Annotated in this window: 21 protein-coding genes; 10 read left to right on the forward strand and 11 right to left on the reverse strand. The window is 64.4% G+C overall.

What is annotated here, in order from left to right:
* Nucleotides 1–37: 37 nt before the first annotated feature.
* Nucleotides 38–730 carry a nucleotide exchange factor GrpE gene (gene grpE / locus MSTE_RS21985; RefSeq protein WP_096504404.1) on the reverse strand — a complete coding sequence of 231 codons (693 nt, stop codon included), beginning with the start codon at nt 728–730 and terminating at the stop codon, nt 38–40.
* Entirely contained in the window at nt 727–2,595 is a 1,869-nt protein-coding gene (gene dnaK / locus MSTE_RS21990) for a molecular chaperone DnaK (protein WP_096504406.1), read from the reverse strand. Before dnaK ends, grpE begins: the two co-directional genes overlap by 4 nt.
* Before the next feature lie 380 nt (nt 2,596–2,975).
* Between dnaK and MSTE_RS21995 the strand changes: the two genes are divergently transcribed.
* Complete coding sequence (locus MSTE_RS21995) at nt 2,976–3,392, forward strand: hypothetical protein (RefSeq protein ID WP_157997733.1); 417 nt, start codon at nt 2,976–2,978, stop codon at nt 3,390–3,392.
* A 4-nt stretch (nt 3,393–3,396) separates the two neighbouring features.
* On the opposite strand, the gene MSTE_RS22000 is transcribed toward MSTE_RS21995, so the two are convergent.
* Both MSTE_RS22000 and MSTE_RS22005 read right to left on the reverse strand, forming a co-directional pair.
* Nucleotides 3,397–4,248, reverse strand: coding sequence for a cytochrome c biogenesis CcdA family protein (locus tag MSTE_RS22000; RefSeq protein ID WP_096504410.1), 852 nt, complete (start codon nt 4,246–4,248; stop codon nt 3,397–3,399).
* Nucleotides 4,249–4,263: 15 nt separating this feature from the next.
* Entirely contained in the window at nt 4,264–4,776 is a 513-nt protein-coding gene (locus MSTE_RS22005) for a redoxin domain-containing protein (RefSeq protein ID WP_096504412.1), read from the reverse strand.
* Nucleotides 4,777–4,889: 113 nt separating this feature from the next.
* Between MSTE_RS22005 and MSTE_RS22010 the strand changes: the two genes are divergently transcribed.
* Genes MSTE_RS22010 through MSTE_RS22020 form a run of 3 tightly spaced genes read left to right on the forward strand, consistent with a single transcriptional unit; the run spans nt 4,890 to nt 6,860 of the window.
* Nucleotides 4,890–5,825 (forward strand): LLM class F420-dependent oxidoreductase, encoded by a 936-nt coding sequence (locus tag MSTE_RS22010; RefSeq protein ID WP_096504414.1) that lies wholly within the window; start codon nt 4,890–4,892, stop codon nt 5,823–5,825.
* Between the two features lie 24 nt (nt 5,826–5,849).
* Nucleotides 5,850–6,323, forward strand: coding sequence for a hypothetical protein (locus MSTE_RS22015; RefSeq protein WP_096504416.1), 474 nt, complete (start codon nt 5,850–5,852; stop codon nt 6,321–6,323).
* Between the two features lie 57 nt (nt 6,324–6,380).
* Nucleotides 6,381–6,860 (forward strand): hypothetical protein, encoded by a 480-nt coding sequence (locus MSTE_RS22020; RefSeq protein WP_162291712.1) that lies wholly within the window; start codon nt 6,381–6,383, stop codon nt 6,858–6,860.
* Here MSTE_RS22020 and MSTE_RS22025 read toward each other — a convergent pair.
* From MSTE_RS22025 to MSTE_RS22050, 6 genes are all read right to left on the reverse strand, one after another.
* Complete coding sequence (locus tag MSTE_RS22025; protein WP_096504420.1) at nt 6,854–7,237, reverse strand: hypothetical protein; 384 nt, start codon at nt 7,235–7,237, stop codon at nt 6,854–6,856. The genes MSTE_RS22020 and MSTE_RS22025 overlap by 7 nt on opposite strands.
* A gap of 78 nt (nt 7,238–7,315) precedes the next feature.
* The gene (locus tag MSTE_RS22030) at nt 7,316–7,969 is read right to left on the reverse strand and encodes a hypothetical protein (RefSeq protein ID WP_096504422.1); all 654 of its coding nucleotides are present in this window, start codon (nt 7,967–7,969) and stop codon (nt 7,316–7,318) included.
* Nucleotides 7,970–7,987: 18 nt separating this feature from the next.
* On the reverse strand, nt 7,988–8,626 hold the full coding sequence (locus MSTE_RS22035) for a hypothetical protein (protein WP_096504424.1): 639 nt from the start codon (nt 8,624–8,626) through the stop codon (nt 7,988–7,990).
* Nucleotides 8,627–8,630: 4 nt separating this feature from the next.
* On the reverse strand, nt 8,631–10,124 hold the full coding sequence (locus MSTE_RS22040; RefSeq protein WP_096504426.1) for a dynamin family protein: 1,494 nt from the start codon (nt 10,122–10,124) through the stop codon (nt 8,631–8,633).
* On the reverse strand, nt 10,121–12,004 hold the full coding sequence (locus tag MSTE_RS22045) for a dynamin family protein (RefSeq protein ID WP_096504428.1): 1,884 nt from the start codon (nt 12,002–12,004) through the stop codon (nt 10,121–10,123). The genes MSTE_RS22040 and MSTE_RS22045 overlap by 4 nt, the downstream gene beginning before the upstream one ends.
* A gap of 125 nt (nt 12,005–12,129) precedes the next feature.
* A complete protein-coding gene (locus MSTE_RS22050) occupies nt 12,130–14,265 on the reverse strand; it encodes an IniB N-terminal domain-containing protein (RefSeq protein WP_096504430.1) in 2,136 nt (711 codons plus the stop codon).
* A 344-nt stretch (nt 14,266–14,609) separates the two neighbouring features.
* Here MSTE_RS22050 and MSTE_RS22055 point away from each other — a divergent pair, with 344 nt between their 5' ends.
* The 5 genes from MSTE_RS22055 to MSTE_RS22075 are packed head-to-tail and all read left to right on the forward strand — an operon-like array spanning nt 14,610 to nt 17,931.
* Nucleotides 14,610–15,299, forward strand: coding sequence for a DsbA family protein (locus MSTE_RS22055; RefSeq protein WP_096504432.1), 690 nt, complete (start codon nt 14,610–14,612; stop codon nt 15,297–15,299).
* A complete protein-coding gene (locus MSTE_RS22060) occupies nt 15,296–16,177 on the forward strand; it encodes a cytochrome c biogenesis CcdA family protein (RefSeq protein ID WP_096504434.1) in 882 nt (293 codons plus the stop codon). Before MSTE_RS22055 ends, MSTE_RS22060 begins: the two co-directional genes overlap by 4 nt.
* Before the next feature lie 17 nt (nt 16,178–16,194).
* On the forward strand, nt 16,195–16,557 hold the full coding sequence (locus MSTE_RS22065) for a BlaI/MecI/CopY family transcriptional regulator (RefSeq protein WP_096504436.1): 363 nt from the start codon (nt 16,195–16,197) through the stop codon (nt 16,555–16,557).
* Nucleotides 16,554–17,477 (forward strand): M56 family metallopeptidase, encoded by a 924-nt coding sequence (locus MSTE_RS22070; protein WP_096504438.1) that lies wholly within the window; start codon nt 16,554–16,556, stop codon nt 17,475–17,477. Before MSTE_RS22065 ends, MSTE_RS22070 begins: the two co-directional genes overlap by 4 nt.
* Before the next feature lie 28 nt (nt 17,478–17,505).
* Complete coding sequence (locus MSTE_RS22075) at nt 17,506–17,931, forward strand: DoxX family protein (protein WP_096504440.1); 426 nt, start codon at nt 17,506–17,508, stop codon at nt 17,929–17,931.
* On the opposite strand, the gene MSTE_RS22080 is transcribed toward MSTE_RS22075, so the two are convergent.
* Nucleotides 17,928–18,572, reverse strand: a complete 645-nt coding sequence (locus tag MSTE_RS22080) for an Rv0340 family IniB-related protein (protein ID WP_096504442.1) — start codon at nt 18,570–18,572, stop codon at nt 17,928–17,930. The genes MSTE_RS22075 and MSTE_RS22080 overlap by 4 nt on opposite strands.
* A 180-nt stretch (nt 18,573–18,752) precedes the next feature.
* Between MSTE_RS22080 and MSTE_RS22085 the strand changes: the two genes are divergently transcribed.
* Nucleotides 18,753–20,582: an Hsp70 family protein gene (locus tag MSTE_RS22085; RefSeq protein ID WP_096504444.1), complete on the forward strand. Its 1,830-nt coding sequence runs from the start codon at nt 18,753–18,755 to the stop codon at nt 20,580–20,582.
* Nucleotides 20,583–20,614: the final 32 nt, after the last annotated feature.

Here is a 20,614-nt window from a genome sequence, read left to right on the forward strand (position 1 = left end):
ACCTCCTTCGCGTCCATCGGGTATTGCTATGCAGTTCTTACTCTGATTCTGTCTTGGATTGCGTTTCGGCACCCGTTGTTTCGGGTTCCTGCTGAGCCGTGTCGCCGCCCTCTGAGCTTGCCTGATCACTGGGAGTTCCGTCGGTTACCACGACCATCGCGGTACGGAGCACCCGATCACCCATCTTGTAGCCCTTGCGCAGCACCGCCGCCAGCACGGGGTGACCGTCCTGGCCGTCGTGCTGAACCGCCTCATGCAGCGAGGGATCGAAGTCGTCCCCTTCGGCACCGAATGTCACCAATCCCAGCCCCTCGAAGGCCGCGGACAGCTTGTCCGAAACACTGCGCAGCGGACCTGATTCCAGGTCGCCGTGCTCGCGCGCGCGGTCCAGATCGTCGAGCACGCCCAGCAGCTGAGCCACCACTGATGCCTTGGCCGAATCGATGACGGCCTGCCGATCCCGTTCCACCCGCTTGCGGTAGTTGGCGAAGTCGGCGTGCGCACGCTGCAGATCGGCCGTCAGTTCGGCCACCTTGGCATTCGCATCCGACTCGCTCTCGGAGGCCGCGGCCCCGGGTGCCGAAGCACCCGGTTCCGCTGCGGTGGCTGGATTTTCAGCCACCTTCGCCTCTTCGCGAACCGCGCCGGTGTTGGGATCGATCCGGCGCTTATCGGTAACGGTCACCGGTTCGCGTTCTTCATCCCGATCTTGCCCACCTGACGGGGTCACTTGCTGTCCTTCTCCTCGTCAACGACCTCGGCATCCACGACATCGCTGTCGGCAGCGCCAGCGCCACCTTCGGCTCCGGCGCCCTCGGCCCCGGCCTTAGCGGCTGCGGCCTCGTAGATGGCCTGACCCAGTGCCTGCGACTGCTCGCCGAGCTTCTCCATCGCTTCCTTGATGGCGCCGATATCGGTGCCTTCCAGTGCCTTCTTGGCATCGGCGATGGCGTCGTCCACCTTGGAGAGCGTCTCGTCGGAGACGACCTTCTCGGCGCCCTCGGCGGGCTCGCGCTGCTCCTTGACGAACTTCTCCGTCTGGTAGACCAGCGACTCGGCCTGGTTGCGGACATCGGCCTCTTCGCGGCGCTTCTTGTCCTCGTCGGCGTGCGCCTCGGCGTCCTTGATCATCCGGTCGATCTCTTCCTTGGAGAGGCCGGAGCCCTCCTGGATCTTGATCGTGTTCTCCTTGCCGGTGCCCTTGTCCTTCGCGGTCACGTGCACGATGCCGTTGGCATCGATGTCGAAGGTGACCTCGATCTGCGGCACACCGCGCGGGGCCGGCGGGATACCGGTCAACTCGAAGGAGCCCAGGAGCTTGTTGTGCGAAGCGATTTCGCGCTCGCCCTGGTACACCTGGATCTGCACCGACGGCTGGTTGTCGTCTGCCGTGGTGAAGGTCTCGGACCGCTTGGTGGGGATGGTGGTGTTGCGCTCGATGAGCTTGGTCATCACGCCACCCTTGGTCTCGATGCCGAGGGACAGCGGGGTGACGTCAAGCAACAGAACGTCTTTCACCTCGCCCTTGAGCACACCGGCCTGCAGCGCGGCACCCACTGCGACAACCTCATCGGGGTTGACACCCTTGTTGGGCTCCTTACCGCCAGTCAGCTCCTTGACCAGATCGGTCACCGCGGGCATACGGGTGGAACCACCCACCAGCACCACGTGATCGATGTCGGCCACGGAAACACCGGCATCCTTGATGACCGACTGGAACGGCTTGCGGGTGCGGTCCAGCAGATCCTGAGTGATCTTCTGGAATTCGGCACGCGTCAGCTGCTCGTCGAGGAACAACGGGTTCTTGTCCGCGTCAACAGTGATGTACGGCAGGTTGATCGAGGTGGACTGCGAGCTGGACAGCTCGATCTTCGCCTTCTCGGCAGCCTCGCGCAGACGCTGCATGGCCATCTTGTCCTTGGTCAGGTCGATACCGGCGCTGGCCTTGAACTTGTCGACGAGCCAGGTCACGATGCGCTCGTCCCAGTCGTCACCACCGAGGTGGTTATCGCCGGAGGTCGCACGGACCTCGACGACGCCGTCGCCGATTTCCAGCAGCGACACGTCGAAGGTGCCACCACCGAGGTCGAAGACCAGGATGGTCTGTTCCTTCTCGCCCTTGTCCAGGCCGTAGGCCAGGGCGGCCGCGGTCGGCTCGTTGACGATGCGCAGGACGTTCAGACCGGCGATCTGGCCGGCTTCCTTGGTGGCCTGGCGCTGCGCGTCGTTGAAGTACGCCGGCACGGTGATGACGGCGTCCTCGATGTCCTCACCCAGGTAGGCCTCGGCGTCGCGCTTCAGCTTCTGCAGCGTGCGGGCGCTGATCTCCTGGGGGGTGTAGTTCTTTCCGTCGATTTCAACGGACCAATCGGTGCCCATGTGACGCTTGACCGAACGGATGGTCCGGTCGACGTTGGTCACCGCCTGGTTCTTGGCGGGCTGCCCGACCAGCACCTCGCCATTGCGCGCGAACGCAACGACGGACGGGGTGGTGCGAGAGCCTTCCGAGTTCGCGACAACTACCGGGTCGCCGCCTTCGAGGACGGCGACAACGGAGTTGGTGGTCCCGAGGTCGATTCCGACCGCACGAGCCATAGTTCATTCCTCCTGTTGGTTACCTCAATGCCTTCAGTGAGATCCGCTCAAGTTTGCCTCGTCCGGATCTTTTCGTCAAGCCATAGTTGAGCCTACATGACTCAAGTTCGACATACAGCTCAACGGACCACCCCCAACATTTGTTCCCGGCACCCCACGCTCCTGCATCCACGACGCATCGATGCAGGTGGTCGCCATGAAATGTCCGCGCAGCGACACCTTCGATTCCGAAACGGGCGGCCGTGGCGATCCTCAGTTCGTTCCAAGGATTCCTCACTAGCGTGATTTGGCGAGAGAACAAATCTTCCAGGGAGAGGCGGGCCATGGTTTCCCGACGGACTATCGCGGCTTCTGTCATCGTGGCTGGTATCGCAGGAGGTGTGCTGACACCGATCGCGTGGGCTGATGACCCCGCCCCGTCCCAGCCCGTGTGTGCTGCGCTAGGTCAGATCGCCGAAAGCCTCAACGATGACATCGGCGCGGGCCTTCAGCCGCGCGGCCTCAGAAGGTACGACATCACGCAACTCACTCACGGGGTGAGCTATATGAACCAGGTGAACGCCAATGCCCGTATCAGCGCTCTCGACGTTCCCTTGCGCAATCTGACCAGCACAATCAACGACCTGCAGAATCAGTACCAACTGGTCACCGTGTCCGATGAGGACGGAACCTGGCACCCCATGTCCGCCTCGCAGGAGCAGGATCTCGACCAGGCGTCCGCCCAGCAAGACACACTGACGAGCCTTGTCAGCCAATTGCAACAAAGCAACCACTGCCCAGCGCCGCCGGCCAGCTGATAGCTCAGCGCCGTCTACGCACCGCGTACGAACTCGCCACCGCGACAACCACAATCACCGCGATGCCGCCCAGCAGCGGCCACACACCGGTCTCGTCCACCAGACTCACCAGCCAGGTCTGCACCTGACCCGCCGCGTTGATCACCGGGTCGTCGGCGCTTCCGTCGCCGAAGTTCAGCCGAATCTCGTAGTAGCCGTAGTAGGTGACGTACAACCCGGTCAACAGCACGATCACCCCTGCGATGCGTCCCACATACGGCAAGACCTTCCGCATGGCGGCCTGCACCGAATTTCCCAGCAGCGCAACGGCTAATGCCGCGACGCCAACGGTCACGGCCATCCCCGCCCCATACGCTCCGAACGCCAGCACCCCCGAGACAATGGACCCCTGTTTGAAGGTGGTGCTGATGACCGCCAGAAACGGGCCGACCGTGCAAGACAGCGATGCCACCGCGTAGGTGAGCCCGTAGCCGTACATGGACAACAGCGAGGCAGTCGGCGCACCGCCGGAAACCCTGGGCAGCACGACGGTGAGCTCACGCCCGGACAGCAGCCAGAGGGACAGCGCCACCAGCGCGACACCGATCACCACGGTGGCGAAGGGCATGTACCGACCGGCCGAGGCGACCACCGGCGAGATCACCAGCCCGAAGATCCCGAACACCGTCAGGAAGCCGGCAGCCATGGCCACCGTCGCGGTCGCTGCCCGCGCGACAGCGGTCAGCCTCGACGCGGTGCCGTCGCTACCGGCGATCACCAGCCCGAGATAACCCGGGAGAAAGGCGAAGCCGCACGGGTTGAGCGCGGCCACCAGCCCCGCTCCCAGCGCGAAAGTCAGTGCTGCGGTGTCAATCACGTCGGTACTGCAGCATCAATGCAGCTGTCCGATTCTCTTGTCGAGTTCTGGTCCCGACAGCGGGCTCTTGACCACCTGGGCATTGCCGTCAGATCCCAGGAAAGCGAAAGCCGGCTGATGGGTGACGTCATACAGCGCCCACACCGCGGCGTCGGTATCGGCCAGCTGAACAAAGGTGAGGCCGTATTTGGTCACGAAGTCCCGCATCGCGGACACCTGGTCCTGCGCCGCCACACCCACAAAGGTGACATCCGGATGCGCGGTGGCCGCCCGCTGCAGATCGGGCGCTTCCTTCTGACAGGTCGGGCACCACGGCGCCCAGAACCACAGCACCGCCTTCTTGCCGGTCAGACTGCCGCCCGCGAAGTCGGCGCCATCGATGGTCTTGGCGCTGAAGTTCAGCAATCGTGAGGACTGCGACGACGAGCTACCCGTGGAGGTGTCGTTCTTGTCGGCCCCGGAGCAACCGGTCAGCCCGATGCCCAGAGCCAGCACCGCGATAGCCGAAACCGCAACGCGTGATATCACTTTCCCTCGTTTCGCCGCATTCGCATCAACTCACGCTCATCTCGCTCACCCACCGTAACCATCGACGCAACGCGCCCGCGCCCGGGTGTGCGGCCTTACGTACGCTGGCAGTCATGGACTTCCGGGTATTCGTCGAACCGCAGCAGGGCGCCACCTACTCCGATCAGCTGCGGGTGGCGCAGGCCGCCGAAGAACTGGGATTCTCGGCGTTCTTCCGGTCCGATCACTACCTGGCGATGGGCGGTGCCGACGGGCTGCCCGGCCCCACAGACACATGGGTGACGCTGGGAGCCATCGCCCGGGAGACCACCGGCATCCGGCTGGGCACCCTGGTCACCTCGGCCACCTTCCGCCATCCGGGGCCGCTTGCCATCACCGTTGCGCAAGTCGACGAGATGAGCAGCGGCAGGGTCGATCTCGGTCTGGGCGCCGGGTGGTTCAGCGAGGAGCACGAGGCGTACGCCATTCCCTTCCCGCCGCTGGGCGAGCGGTTCGATCGTCTGGAGGAGCAGCTCGACATCCTCACCGGCCTGTGGTCCACACCCACCGGCGACACCTTCTCCTATGCGGGCAAGCACTACACGGTGACCGACTCCCCTGCGCTGCCCAAACCTGTGCAGGAGCCGCATCCGCCGATCGTGATCGGCGGGCTCGGGGCCAAGCGCACTCCGGCACTCGCCGCCCGATTTGCCGCCGAGTTCAACGTGCCGTTTCAACCCGTCGATGTCGTCACCGGTCAGTACGCACGAGTGGCGCAGGCGGTCGAAGCCGCTGGGCGGCCAGCAGATTCGATGATCTACTCGGCGGCCTTCGCGTTATGCGTCGGCGATACGGATGCCGATATCGCGCGCCGCGCGGCCAATGCCCGCCGCGAGGTGGACGAGATCACCGAGAACAGCCCGCTTGCGGGCACTCCCGACGCGGTGGTGGACAAGCTGGGCACCTACGTCGACGCCGGGGTCCAGCGGGTCTACGCCCAACTACTCGACATACGCGATCTGGATCACCTGGAGTTCTTCGCTTCGACGGTAATCCCGCAGTTCGGCTGACATTCTTCGGTTAGGCTCCGCGCGATGAGTGAGCACGAGACACCGAACGCTCCCGACGACGACGAGAGCTACTTCTCGGGGATGATCGAGGAGAGCGAGAAGCCGACGCCCTGGTATCGAACGGGGCCGGCGATCGTCGGCACCATCGCCGCCATCATCGCGATCGTCGCGGTGCTCATGACCATCGTGTTGTCCACGGATAAGCGGGTCGTCAACGACAACACACCGCTGACGACGACATCGCCGACACCGAGCACCACTACTACTGAGTCCTCACCTGAATCCTCGTCGACGACCACCGCGACCACGACCATCGAATCGACACAGGAGCCGGCGCCGCCCGCCCCGACCTCCGAGCCCACGTACTACGACACCCCGACCTCCACGACGTACCAGTGGCAGGCCCCGGCGATTCCCTCACCGCCAGCTATTCCGCCGATTCCGCAGATCCCACAAATCCCGCCTATTCCGCAGATCCCGCAAATACCGGGGCTCTAAGGGAGTTGGGTTACGCTCCGGATCATGTCCTACCCGGAGCCGCCAGAAGACCCGACGATGTACAACGAGCAGTACCACGATCAGGGACCTGATGGGCCCAACCCCTGGTACAAGCAGCCCGCCGTGCTCATTGCTCTGGCAGGAGCGGCTGTGGCGGTCATTGCGGTGATCATCGCCTTCGTGATCACCCGGAGCGACAAGCCTGCCCCCGCCGGGAGCACTACCTCGGTGACATCCTCGACAACCAGCAGTTCGGCACCGGCCAACTCCGGCGGTCACGAGGGACATGGCGGCTCCGGCAATAACGGTGGCAACTCCACGGTGACCGAGACCGTATCCGAGTCGCCGAGTCAGAGCGCCGAAACGACGACCACTGCGCCGACGACCACGACCACCACCACGGATACGACAACCACCACGACTACTCAGCCGACGACTACGACGACGACGGCCCCACCGACCACCACGACCGGACGCTCAGTGGTGATCCCGATTCCCGGCGGCGGCAACGTCCAAGTGCCCGTTGGCGGTCAGTGAGCCATCCGAATTCCCGGCGGACCTGTGACGCCCTGACGGGTCCTGCCGGGTTTGTCGGAGGAGGTCTCGTTCCATAGGTGACCTGCCGCGCACAGCGCGACCACGAAGGACAACACACCGATCGGGATGGCCCAGAGTCGACGCGTATCCAGCTTGGCGGCGCACTGATCGTGGTAATTGGTCGACTGGTTCGCGCCGGCACTTATCTTGTCCAGCTCCGCGGTCCGGGTGAGTCGGGGCCCCACGGGCATACCGCAGGTAACCGACTGGGTGGCACCGCCCGTGTCGACCTGAATAGACACCGGTGTGAGCAGGACGGCCATCGCGATGATCGTCGCGATACCGCATACGCCTGAAAGGACTCCACGTCCGTGCATACCGGGGACGCTACGCCGTCAAGGGCACGCAATGATGGTGATTCGGTATCCGAAGCGACAAAAAACTGGACGTGAATTTCAGCAGGCTGTGCTCTTGGCGGTGCGGCAGATCGGTACCGCCACATTGCGCAGAACCTGCTGCTCATCGTCCTCTACCCAGGGCAAACCGACCGCACCCGCGACGGCGTTGGTGACGGTGAGCTCGGCCACTGTTCCGGTGCCCGGCGGCTCCACCACATACAGCCGGTACTGCGGTTGCTTGCCACCCTGCGCCGGCAGCGTCACCGTGGCCGCATGCCCGTTGGGTAGGTCGATCACATTGACTTGAGCGCCAACGGCGTTGAAGCAGCGATCCAGCCGGGCGCGCAGCGACCTATAGACGGTCGACGCGTACTGGTCGGTCACCGAGGTGTCGCCGGGCCAGTGCGCGATCACCTCCACCGCCGTCCACCCGGACTCATCCGAAGCGACTGTCGAGGAAGCAGATTCGGGCGATTGCGGCAGGCTCTCTCCCAGCGAGAAGCAGAGATTCGCCGACCAGAAGGCCGGACGGTCAACCGATGTTGCGTTGCGCGACAAGGGAGCCCAGTGGGAGACGTGGTCCATGGGGACGTCGCGCGGGTTGATCCATACGGTGTCTGGCACAGGCTTCGGTTCCGCCGCGGCCGGAGCCGCAGTGCCCAGGCAGGCGATCACAGCGATCGCCGGAATTGCCCGCTGCCACCCGCGCATCGTCACAGAAGTCCCTCGCTAGCAGGAGCCCTTGCACAGCGGCTGGGCAAGGGCGCGCAGAACCGTCGCGTCATCGACGGGCTTCCACGGCGAGGGCTCGCGGCCGGTGCGGGGCACGGTGACCGCAAGCTCGGAAACGGTGCCCGACTCCGGCGGAACCACGTTGTAGATGTGCACCTCGCTGGTGGGGTTGTCGCGCTCCTTGCCGATCAGCAGGGTCGCCGCAAAGCCGTACCACGAGGGTGCCGGGCGCAGGTCGACGCTGATGACGTCGCCCACTCCCGGGCAGTAGTTGAGCTGAGATCGAATACCACTCTGGAAGGCCGCGGCCCCATCGGTATTTCCTTCGGGCCACTGTCCCGCCGCCTGCACCACGGATGCCGCGACGCCCGAGGCGGCCTGGGTGGCGATGGCCGAGGCCGGCGGAAGGACGTCCGACGACGGGGCGCCGCAGAGCCGCATGCTGAGGAAGGAAGCCCTGCCTGTTGCGGTCGGGTTGGCCGTTGACCAGTGGTATTCGCTGTTCATGGGGATCTCGCCGGGGCTGATCCACACGCCGGCGGGTCCGGCCGGATTGGGGGTGGGCTCTGCCGCTGCCGTCGCCGTGCCGAATCCGGCCATAAGGATCACGGTCGCAGCAGACAGGCGCATCATCATCTGCTCAGTATGCCGGGCGCTCGTGCGTAGACAACTGGGTGAGTATGCCTTCGGCACTGCGGGCAGCCGCTAAACACAGCCTGCTGGTGAACGGATCGTTGAGTGGATACGCGGCCCGCGCGCGCCAGCGTCCCACCGCGTCCAGGGCGGCACGTCGCGGATCCGGGCGGGTCTCGTCCAGACCCAGGCGGGCGGCCGGTTCCGTGCCGGAGGCTCCCAGCAGTCTGCGGATGAGCACCGTCTCGTGTTCGGTGAGCGTGGTGGTTCGGGAGGACAACTCTGCCAACAGCCGTAGCTCATCGAAGGCGTGAGTGTCAGCGAGCAGGGGGTCGATGTCGTCGATCACCCGGCGCCCGCCCTGGACCGGATATGTGGTCAGTACCTGCCGAGCCGACAGCAGGGCGGTGTGCGATTTGAGGATGCCGGCGCGCTGACCGAACTGATTGGCAATGATGTTGTGCAACTCCACCAGACCGCTGCGCTCCAACAGCTCCTCGGCCAGGCCAGTGGCGTCGGTGACCCCAACCCTGATGACGGCCACCGAGATCCGGATACCGAACATCCCAAATCGGTGCAGCAGGGCAGTCCGGGTCTGCGCATCAACCGTAAGCGAATCATCTTCGCGCACAAAACGATCCACCGACAGCAGTGCCTTGGCCAGCACCTGCGGGTCCACCTCGGCGAGTTTTTGCAGCGCGACGAATTCGGACTGCCGCAGGGTGCGGGCGGTCAGCGCCAGTAGCCCGGCCACGGGGACAACGGCCTGGCAGATGCCCGTACGTTCCATCTCCGCGGCGAACCGGGCAGCCACTTCCCGCGCAGATAACATCGCATCGAGCCTTCCGACACCGATCTCGTCGGCACGCGACACCACGCCCACCACTCCGACAGCACCCCCACGCTCCCCACCGACAAGCTTGCCGATCTGGGCGAGCAGCCCGATATCGGCGGCGTTCAGGCTGCGCAGCAGAAATATCACCGCATCGACCCGGGGCACGCCATCCTCCGGTACCAGCAGCGCCAGGCTACGTTCGGAGACCTCGGTTGACAACGACGAGGTGCCGGGGGTGTCGATGAGCGTGATCTCGTTCAATTCCGGTGCAGGCCAATTGACGTCGAGGTCCGCTACCGACGCCGGGTCTAGCCGGTCGAGCTCGAAGGAAAGCCCTCCCTCGCGACGGATGGGGATGTCCTGACGCACACCGCTGAACAGATTGGCCGTGACCCGCGGGGCGGCGCCGTGCCGGAACCACGCCACGATACGGGTGGCCTCGGTGGCATCCGTGGGTGCGATATCTTCTCCGACAAGCGCATTGACCAATGTGGACTTGCCTGCGTTAAGAGTGCCGGCGATGGCCACCCGGATGGGCTCGTCGAGCCTGGCGGCGATACGTCGCAATTCGTCGTGCGGCTCTGCGACGCGCAGATACCGCGAATCGCTCTGGTAGGCGCGCAACGCGCTGCCGATAATGACGCGGGTCTGATCAATGCCACTCATGCGTCTCTAGCCACTCTTCGCGCAGGCGGCTCATCGGCAGGCTGCAACGCTTCAACATGGGTGTTGACCTGGCGAAGAATATGTAACTGACGCTCCACCTCCCGAGTGCGCGCATCGCGGTCCTCGGCTTCCAACCGTGCCGACGCGATGGCCGCCTGCAGCGACTCATTGAGAGATCGGGTGGTCTGGTTGGCGATCTCTCGAAAATGATCGCGCAGCTGCCGCTGCACCAGCCGCAGCCGGTCGCGCGATTCCTTGAGCACCACGAAGGACACGTCGTCAAGGAACCGGCGCACGTTGGTCTTTGCCTCGCCCCGGATGCGCAGCATCCGATTCTCCATGTCCTCGTTGTAGGTCTTCTTGCCCAGCACGGCGCCAGCACCCAGCGAGATGAGATTGAACATGCCGAGCCCGGCAACGGAGGTCAGCATGCCGAACATGATGACGCCACCGTACGACCCGCGCAGCCCGGTGATGGCCTTGTGCCCCAACTTGATCGGCTTTGCTTCCAGTTTCGACAGCGAATTCAGGTCGCTCAGGTCGGCGCCCATCTCACTGGCCCGTAGGCGCGGCATTTTGATCGATTCCATGCCGTCGGTTGCGAAGGTCTCCGCCACCTGGGCGGCCAGGTGCATGGCGCGCTGATGTGCCCACACGAAGTTGTTTCCCACCGAGTTGGCTACGGCCTGTTCAAGTTTTGCCCCGATCTCCGCCCAGTTCTTGGTGGGGTCGGTGCGGTCTATGACCTCCTCGGTGCGTTGCAGGATGCGCCGGAATCGTGATTGCAGATCATGCTCGACATCGGTGGACACATCAGTGATGCCGTCGCCCAAAACCTGCTGCCACAGTGCGGTATGGGCCAGTGCTTCCTCGGCTTCGCGCTTGCGCCGTTCCAAGTCCGAGGTGAGCTCGTCACGACTCTGCGGGTCCTGCAGAGCACTCAGCTCGGCATCCAGCGTGAGAGTGAGATGCTCAGAAGCCGCACCGATCTCGGCGATCGCTTGCTGGCGCGAAGTGGTCTGCTGATCGGCGATGGCATTACTCAAAAAGGTCACCAACGCGGGGAAGTTCGATTCTGCGTTGAGCTCCTTGTCGTTGAGCTGCAATGCATGCGTACGCAACGCCGAAGAAACGGCTATGGCCGGGACGGTGATGTTGGCGCGTTGCAGATGAGCAGAGTTGGCGCCCACCACAGCGCGCCACTGCGGGTACAGGTCCATCTTGGTGTTGACGATCACCGCGACGGGGCACAGATCCAGCGCCTGCTGGGTGAATACCAGCTCGGGTTCCGTGAATTCGGAACTGAGGTCGCTCACCATGAGCATGACGTCGGCGTCGGGAAGTAGACCGAGCGTACTGGACAGATGCGGTTGGCCGAACCCACCAACACCGGGTGTATCCACCAGGCATAGAACACTTTTGAGCATCGGACTGGCCACCTTGACCTCTACCCGCAGTACCTCGCGTCCTCGGGCTTGCGGTGCGCGCTTGAGATCCTTGCCGATGTCTGCCACCGGAATCGGAATGATCTCAGGTTCCCCGGAGAGCCCACCGCCGTCGTACTGGTCGGCGGGCGCAACAACCAACGCGGCTGACGGCTGGTCACCGTAACTGATAACGGTTGTCACCGAAGTGGTTTCATCATCGCCCACCCGCGCGACGGGCATGTTGAGTAGTGAATTCACCAGCTGGCTCTTGCCCTGCTTGAGCTGACCGGCTACCACAACACGCAGGGGACGGTCCACGAGAAGTTGGTCCACACGGTTCAAGCGGTCAATCAGATCGCCTCGATCGTTCTCACCCGCGATCTTGCGCACATGCCCAAGCAGCTCGTTGATGAGCGCGGGCTGTTGTTGGCTGTCTTGTGCGGTGTCAGACAAGGTCCCGTGACCCTTCTCGCTCGAAGTTCCTCATACTGTGCCATTTCTCTAGGTCCGCACGACCGGAGCAACACCCCATGCGGATGCCCCGCACCATTTCTGGGTGCGGGGCATCCATCCGGGAATCAGTGGTGCTCGGTGCCCGGCAGGGCGGTGTGGTCGGTCGCCGCCACGTGGCTCTGAGCATGTCCCTGAGCTTCGAATCCGGTGCCGGCCGCAGCATGTGAACCCATCGAGGAGTTCAGCGACTCGTTCATCGAGGAGCTGTGCGAGGCATCGAGCGAGCTGCTCATCGAGTGATTGATGGCACTGGCGTGCGAGCCGCTGCCGACCGCTGTGCTCCCGCCGGCAGAACCCGAACCGCTCAGCGCCTCGTTGATGGCACTGGTGTGGGTGCCACCACCGACTGCGGCGTTACCACCAACAGAACCCGAGCCACCCAACGACTCGTTAATCGCACCACCAACATGCGAACCCCCACCAACAGCACCACCAACATGAGAACCAGCACCCACGCCACCACCAACACCGGTGTTCACACCACCACCGACCGCAGCGTTACCACCAACAGAACCCGAGCCACCCAACGACTCGTTAATCGCACCACCAACATGCGAACCCCCACCAACAGCACCACCAACATGAGAACCAGCACCCACGCCACCACCAACACCGGTGTTCACACCACCACCAACTGCAGCGTTACCACCAACAGAACCCGAGCCACCCAACGACTCGTTAATCGCACCACCAACATGCGAACCCCCACCAACAGCACCACCAACATGAGAACCAGCACCCACGCCACCACCAACACCGGTGTTCACGCCACCACCAACTGCAGCGTTACCGGCGACAGAACCCGAGCCACCCAACGACTCGTTAATCGCACCACCAACATGCGAACCCCCACCAACAGCACCACCAACATGAGAACCAGCACCCACGCCACCACCAACACCGGTGTTCACACCACCACCGACCGCAGCGTTACCGGCGACAGCGGCGTTACCCGCGACAGCGGCGTTACCGGCGACTGCCGCGCTACCAGCCAGACCAGCATTGCCCGCCAAACCAGCGTTACCCGCCAAACCAGCATTGCCCGCCAAACCAGCGTTACCCGCCAAACCAGCATTGCCCGCCAAACCAGCATTGCCCGCCAAACCAGCATTGCCCGCCAAACCAGCATTGCCCGCCAAACCAGCGTTACCCGCCAAACCAGCATTGCCCGCCAAACCAGCATTGCCCGCCAAACCAGCATTGCCCGCCAAACCAGCATTGCCCGCCAAACCAGCATTGCCCGCCAAACCAGCATTGCCCGCCAAACCAGCGTTACCCGCCAAACCAGCGTTACCCGCCAAACCAGCGTTACCCGCCAAACCAGCGTTACCGCCCACAGCGGCCGAACCTGCGCCGCTGGTCGCGGTGCTGATGTTCGCCTGGTTGTGCGAGGCGATCTCAGTGTTCGTGGAGTTACCCGAGCCGATGTTCGTGGTGTTACCCGAGCCGATGTTGGTCGAGCGATCGGTGTTGAACGAATCGTTGATGTTGGTGGTGTTGCGCTGCGAATGGTCGTCGACGACGTTCACGCTCTTGTCGATGTTGGCAGAGCCATGCCCGCTGACGTTGGTGTAGTCGCCGCCTACCCGAGTTTGGCTCTGATCCACACCGACACTGCTGCCGTGATCGGCATTGATGATGTTGCTATCGCGCACATCGCCGTTGACCGCGGTGGAACCCTTGCCGGAGGCGATCGGACCGGAGTTGCTGCCGCCCACGGCGACGGCACCGTCGCCGATGGCGGTGGTGTCGCGGTTACCGAACTGAAGATCACCGAAGCTCAAGTCCAGGAGCGGACCGCGGTTGAAGCTGTCGACATTCCCGCTGGGGCTCATGACCTGGTTGCCGCTCGCGATCGGGTTGTGGCTCGCAAAGTCGGTGTCGTTGTGGCTCATGAAGTCGTTGCCCCGGGGGCTCAGCAGCGACGGCGACAGGATGCTCGGGGCATCGGGCTGTGCGGCGTAGTAGTTCTGCAGGTTGCCCGACAAGTCGTTCATCGGGTTGCCGGTGTTGACCCACTGCGACTGGTAGCCGTAGTTGGAGGCCACCGATTCGGCGACGACCGGCATGACCGCACCCACCTGTGCGGCGGTAACGGCCGACAGTCCGGCGTTGGCCAGCGAGGTCTGCGGGTCGGCGACGTAGCTTGCGGCCTGCACCGGGTCGCGGAAGAGGTTGAGGATGAAGTCGATGATGGACATCTGAGGTCTCCTTGGGGGATCGGAGTCAACCGGGTCTGTCCGGTCGAACTGAATACAAACCTACGAACCTGCAAGTGCCCTGAAAACGGGAGAACTTCCCCTTCTCCGCCAATCCCCCATGGGGGTCCGCAGCCATCCCTATTAGGGGATTAGGGGGTCGCTAGGGGCCGGGTTCTCCGGGCGTTCATCGCCGCACCATTGCCCGGTTCTCGCCGCCTACAACTGGGCGGTCACAACGCTCTGAGCAGCGGAGACGGGCGGAATACTATCGTGCTTAGTATTTATCTACTATCTTTCCTAGTAGTTAAATACTAAGTCGGTTAGTAGATCGGAAGAGGGAACCAGTGCGGCGAAGCGAGAACCGTCAGCGCGATATCTGGATCGCCGGAATCTTGGGCGTCGTGATCATCGTGCTGGCCACGTACCTGTTCTTCGATCACAGCAGCAAGAGCACCGCATCGGTCGGCTCACCGGCGGCGACCGCCCACCGCAACAGCCTGGCTCGGCTGCACACGAATGATCCGATGGCACTCGGCCCCATCGATGCGCCGGTGGTGCTGGTCATCTACTCGGATTACCGCTGCCCTTTCTGCGCAAAGTTCAGCCGGGATACCGAACCGCAGCTCGTCGAGCGCTACGTCAACACCGGGAAACTGCGCATCGAGTGGCGCGATCTCCCGATCTTCGGGACGCAGTCGGTGCAGGCCGCCAAGGCCGGTAGAGCAGCAGCCGAACAAGGCCGGTTCTGGGAGTTCAACCGGGCCGTGTATCGGCATGCTCCGGATCGCGGCCATGCCGAGCTCACTGACGAGGTCCTCCTCGAACGAGCTCGCGAAGCTGGGGTCCCGGACCTGGCCCGGTTCCAGGCAGCGGTCGCGGGCGATCGGCTACTGCCTGCCGTAGAGCAAGACATTCAGGAAGCTGTTGCGATCGGGGCGGCCTCTACGCCGGTCTTCGTGATCAATGACCAGCCAGTGGTGGGTGCGCAGCCCTTCGACGTCTTCGTATCGGTCATCGAGCAGGCTCAGCGGTGATCGATGTCGGAGTACTCGGCGCTCTACTCGGCGGGCTTCTGACGTTGGTCAGCCCATGCTCGGCGATGCTTCTGCCGTCGTTCTTCGCATACTCCTTCGACCGAGCCGGCCTGCTCCTGCGCAGGACCGGGCTCTTCTACCTGGGCATGCTCACCGTGCTGGTGCCGTTAGGAGCGGGCGTAGGCGCGATCGGCGCGCTACTCACCGAATACCGTTCCCAGGTGACAACCATGGGAGGCCTGCTGATGATCGCGCTCGGCGTGGCCATCATCGCCGGATTCGGCTTCCGCATCGGCCCGGCAGCGCGGGCGGCCGCTCGCCTCGACCTGTCCTCGGGACTGTCGGTGCTGTTACTCGGCACCGTGTATGCGCTCGCGGGATTCTGCTCCGGGCCCATACTCGGCAGCGTGTTGACGGTGGCCGCCATCGGCTCCAGCCCGGTCTATGGCGCTCTGCTCATGGCGCTGTACGCACTCGGAATGGCCGTGCCCTTGTTCGTTCTGGCGTTCGCCTGGGGACGGTTGGGGCTATCTCACCGACGCTGGGTGCGGGGAACCGAGATCCGAATCGGACGGCTGCGAACCCACTCAACAAACCTGGTATCCGGTGGGATGTTCATCGTGATCGGCATATTTTTTGTAGCCACCGACGGGACGGCTGCACTCGGCGGGATCACCGGCAGCGATACTCAGTTCGACATGCAAGCGAGGCTGCAAGATCTCACCTCGCACCTGCCGAACGCGGCCGTGGCGCTCGGGATCGCCTGCGCCGCATTCGTAGTGGTCCTGATGCGCTTGCTGTATCCCCGTGCCACGGCGGCGCGCGGTGCCCGAACGCGAAGTGACAGAACGAGAGAGGACGCCGATGACCGCACCTAGCCAGAAGGAGAGAGCGCGTGCGTGACATGTTCGGCCTCGGTGAGCGGGAGTCGACGATCATGGAGGTGTTGTGGTCCGTGGCCGAGCCGGTGACTGTCCGTGATGTCCTGGATCGGCTGGACCGTCCCTTGGCGTACACGACAGTCATGACGGTCCTCGACAACCTGCACAACAAGGGACACGTCACCCGCGAGAAGGTTGGGCGGGCGTTCCGCTACCGAGCGGCGCAAACGCGCGAAGCAGCGGCAGCACAGATGGTCCGGGAAGTCTTGGCCGCCAGCGGCGATGCCGAAGGGGTGCTCTTGCACTTCGCCGGATCTGCCTCCCCGGAGGAATCCACGGTGCTGCGCAGGATTCTCCGCCGAGGCGGCCTGACATGACCGTCGCCCTGGCGTTGATGGCAAGTGCGGCCGTCATTGGTGTCGCCGGACCGGCATGTCTGCGGCCGACCGTGCGTCCTACCTTGCTGCCGGCCGCTGCGCTGGCGGCGTGGCTCGGCGCCCTGATGGCCTTCCTCGTGCTCACGGCGTTGTCCGCGATGTTGCTGCTCTTTCCTCACATACTGGACACCCGCGGTGTCACGACGCTGGTGGGCGGATGTCTGAGCGGAACCATCCCGCACTCGTCCTTCGGAACCCTTGTTCAGCTTGGGATCTCGCTACTGCCACTGACCATCCTGGCTCGGGTCGCGTTTGTGGCGATTCGGTGCCTGCGCTCCGCGCGCCGATACCGCGCCCGCCACCTCTGGATGCTGCGGGCCGCGACGTGTCGCTCCGGACAAGTCCATTGGATCGATGATCCCCGGCCGATCGCCTACAGCCTCGGGGGTTCTCGCGGGGCCGTGGTCGCCACTCATGGCATCCGCCACCTCGGCGAAAAACAGTGCGCGGCAGTGATCGAGCACGAATTGGCGCACATTCGCGGCAGGCATCACGTGGCTGTGTTGTGTGCCGATATCGCAGCAGCGGCACTTCCGATACTGCCGTTGATGCGCCGCGCGCCAGGAATGGTGCGGCTGATGGTGGAGCTGGCAGCCGATGATGCGGCGGCGCGGGCTCATGGGCCGCGTACCGTGCATGCCGCGCTGCTGGCCATGAGCAAGTCTGGCGTGGCGGTCCGTGGTGCGCTGAACATGTCCAGCGAATCAGTGGCGGTGCGGCTCATATGGCTACGGGCCCAGGGCCCCACCTGTCGTGCATCCATAGGACGCTGCCGGCTGATGCTCGGCTTCGCATTACTTCCCACGGCTCTTGCGAGCGCGGTACTGGTGGCGCTGTTCAGGGCGTATTGCACGTTCTGACACCCAGGTGGATCAACGAGGAGAGCTCATGAGCGTTCAGCGCGCCGGTCAGATCGCGCGATGGGTCATTCCCACGGGCGCCCGCCTGGTGTTCGGCGTCATCTTCCTCTTGGAGGGGACCCAGAAGATCTTCGGGTGGTGGAGCGGATCGCCCACCGGTTCCGGGCATCCCGAGCCGTTCCTCAACTGGCCGTACTGGTGGGCGGGCGTGTTCGAGCTGACACTCGGAATCCTGCTGACGGTGGGGTTGTGGACACGAGTGTCTGCAGTTCTCGCGGCGGGAATGATGGCGTACGCATACTTCTTCGAACACCTGCCGGTGCACTGGGAACCCATGCAAAACGGTGGAGCCTTCGCGGCCACATTCTGCTGGGGGTTCCTACTTCTGGCCCTCGCGGCAGATGACGCCCGGCTATCGCTCGACCGTGTGCGCGCCCGCCACGCTCAGCGCTAGAACTGGTCGATTCCGGGATTGTGATCGATTCCGGCCTGATGCCCAAGGTCTCCATGATCGAAGAACGGATCGTGCAGACCAGCGTCGCCGGAACCGCCGGCGCCCAGTTCGGAACCGAAATGCTGGGGCTCGAACCCGGCCGCGTCCACTCCGGACGGGGATGCGTGCAACGGAGCCTGGAACTGGTCGATCGCGGCGACCGCGCTGTCGGCCGAGGGACCGAACTGGTCGGGAACGATGATCGCGTCCTGACGAACGCTCAGATCCGACACCGCATTGGTCGCAGCGTGCAGACCCGCATCCAGGCTCGGGTCATGCGTCGGTGCGGTGAACGGCGAATCGAACGCCTCGAAGGCACTGGTCGCCGCGCCACTTGCCCAGATGTTGTCGGCTGGAATTGCCGTATGCACCGCGTGCGTCAGATCGGTGGCCGCCGGGTTCGCGGCGAACTGCGAGGCCTGTGTTCCCAGTGCAGTCGGTATCGACTCGCTGACCACCGGGATCAGCGCGGAGACATCTGCGGGCTGGACTCCGTCCAGGTGTGCGTCGGCAATGACTTGTTCGGGATTGGCCGCGTACTGCGCGGCCATGTCCTGGTCACGGACCAGCGCCATGACGAAATCCAACAGGTTATTGCCCATGTCTGCGATGGTAGGAGCCACCGAGAACCTCGGCTACGGGGCGCGACCCGTTTCCCGCCGGTACCCATTGGGGGACGCGCATTAGGGGATGTGTCGTCATTAGGGGGTGTGACGACCGTCATCCCCTACTGTTGGGCTGCGGAGTGAAACGCCACAGCGCCGCAAAACGAACGGATAGGTATGGCCAACGCACTGGGATTGTCGATCGGCGCCACTCAACTGGTCGCGACACCCGACGACCCGCAGAGCCAACCCGTGGTGCGCAGTTCGATCCTCACCCTGCACGAGGACGGTCCACCCGAGGTTGGGGTACCGAGTCATCCAGGTTTGACGCTCACCGGATTTGTCGGCAGGGTCGGCGACCCCGTCGGCATCGTGGCGGCGGACGGGTCGGTTCATCGGGCCGAATGGGCACTCACCGAGGCCATGCGCGTGTTGATCGCCGATGCGGCCTCCGCTGCCGAGTTCACCGCGCCTCCGGCACTGTCCGCCTCGGTACCCGCTCATTGGAGCCCGCAGACCGTCGCTACGCTCCGGGACGCGATCGACCGCGTTCCCGCCCTCGCTCCGGGCGGTCGGCAGCTGAAGTTGATCCCCGACGCGCGCGCCGCCCTGGAGTCGCTGGCCGCGGGGCCGGGAGTACCCGACCGCGGCGTCGTGGTGGTGTGTGATCTCGGAGGCTCGGGTAGCAGCATCACCCTGGCCGATGCGGCACGGGGATTCCAGCAGATCGGGCAGACCGTCCGATTCGTCGAGTTCTCCGGCCAGCAGATCGACCAGATGCTCCTGACGCAGGTTCTCACCGACCTCAACCAGGATCCCGAGGGCACCACATCGGTCGGCGCGCTGACCAGGCTGCGCGATCAGTGCCGGTTGGCCAAGGAGCGGCTCTCCGGCGAGACCGCGACCTCGGTGCCGGTGGCGCTTCCCGGAATCACCACCGACGTTCGGCTCACCCGCGCCGAACTCGAGGACCATCTGCGTGGCCCGCTATCCAACTTGATCAACGCCATTCAGGACACCTTGGAACGCAACGGAATTCATCCGGCGAACATCAACGCGATCGCCTCAGTGGGTGGCGGTGCCAACATTCCTCTTGTCACCCAACAACTTTCCGAGCGAATGCGAGTACCGGTCATCACCGGCCCCCAGCCACAGCTCGCGGCCGCGCAGGGCGTGGCCTTGCTGGCCACCCGACCCGATCTGCCGCCACAGGACGCCACCGCGATGCGGCCGGTCGAGCAACCGACGGGCGATGCCACCATGATGCGCCCGGCACCCACCGGTACCGGAACCTTCGCCGCTCCGGTGGCCGCGGCCGCCAGCGATGCGCCGGAATTGGCATGGTCTCAGGACGATTCGGCTCCCGACTTGGCTCCGCTGCAAGAGACGGGCTACCAGAGCGGATACAGCACCGGATATACGGTCGACCTCGACGACGAGTACCACGGCCCGGCCGAACCCACCACCGCTCGCCCCGAACTTCAGTTCAGCCACGAACCGTATGCGGCCGACGACGATTACGACGACTACCCGCCGCTGCCGTGGTACCGCCGGCCGCTGGTGTGGTTCATCGCCGCCGCCGCGGTGGCCGGCATTGCCTTCACCGGAATGATGGTGTCGCTGACCAGCGGTGAGTCACCGGCTCCTGCCCCGACCACACCGAGCGTGAGCGTGGTACCGAGCACCGGCGATGCCCCGGCCGAGCCGCCTCCGTCTGCCGAACCGCCGCCGCCACCGCAGACCCACACCGTGACGCAGTCGGTGCAACCGCCGCCGCCCTCGCCGGAGCCTCCTCCGCCGCCACCGACGACGACAACCACACCCCCGACGACCACGACAACGACCACCACCACTACAACGACGACCACGACCACCACGACGACGCCGACCACCACGACGACAACCCAGCCGACGACAACGACCACGCAACCCCCTTCCACGTCCACGTCGCGCCCCATGATCACGATCCCGGGGTTGCCGCCGATCCCGATCGGTCCGCGCAACTGAACGCCCCTCGGGAAAACGGACCCTCCGGGACA

Origin of the sequence: [Mycobacterium] stephanolepidis (assembly GCF_002356335.1) — a bacterium.
GTDB classification, from domain to species: domain Bacteria; phylum Actinomycetota; class Actinomycetes; order Mycobacteriales; family Mycobacteriaceae; genus Mycobacterium; species Mycobacterium stephanolepidis.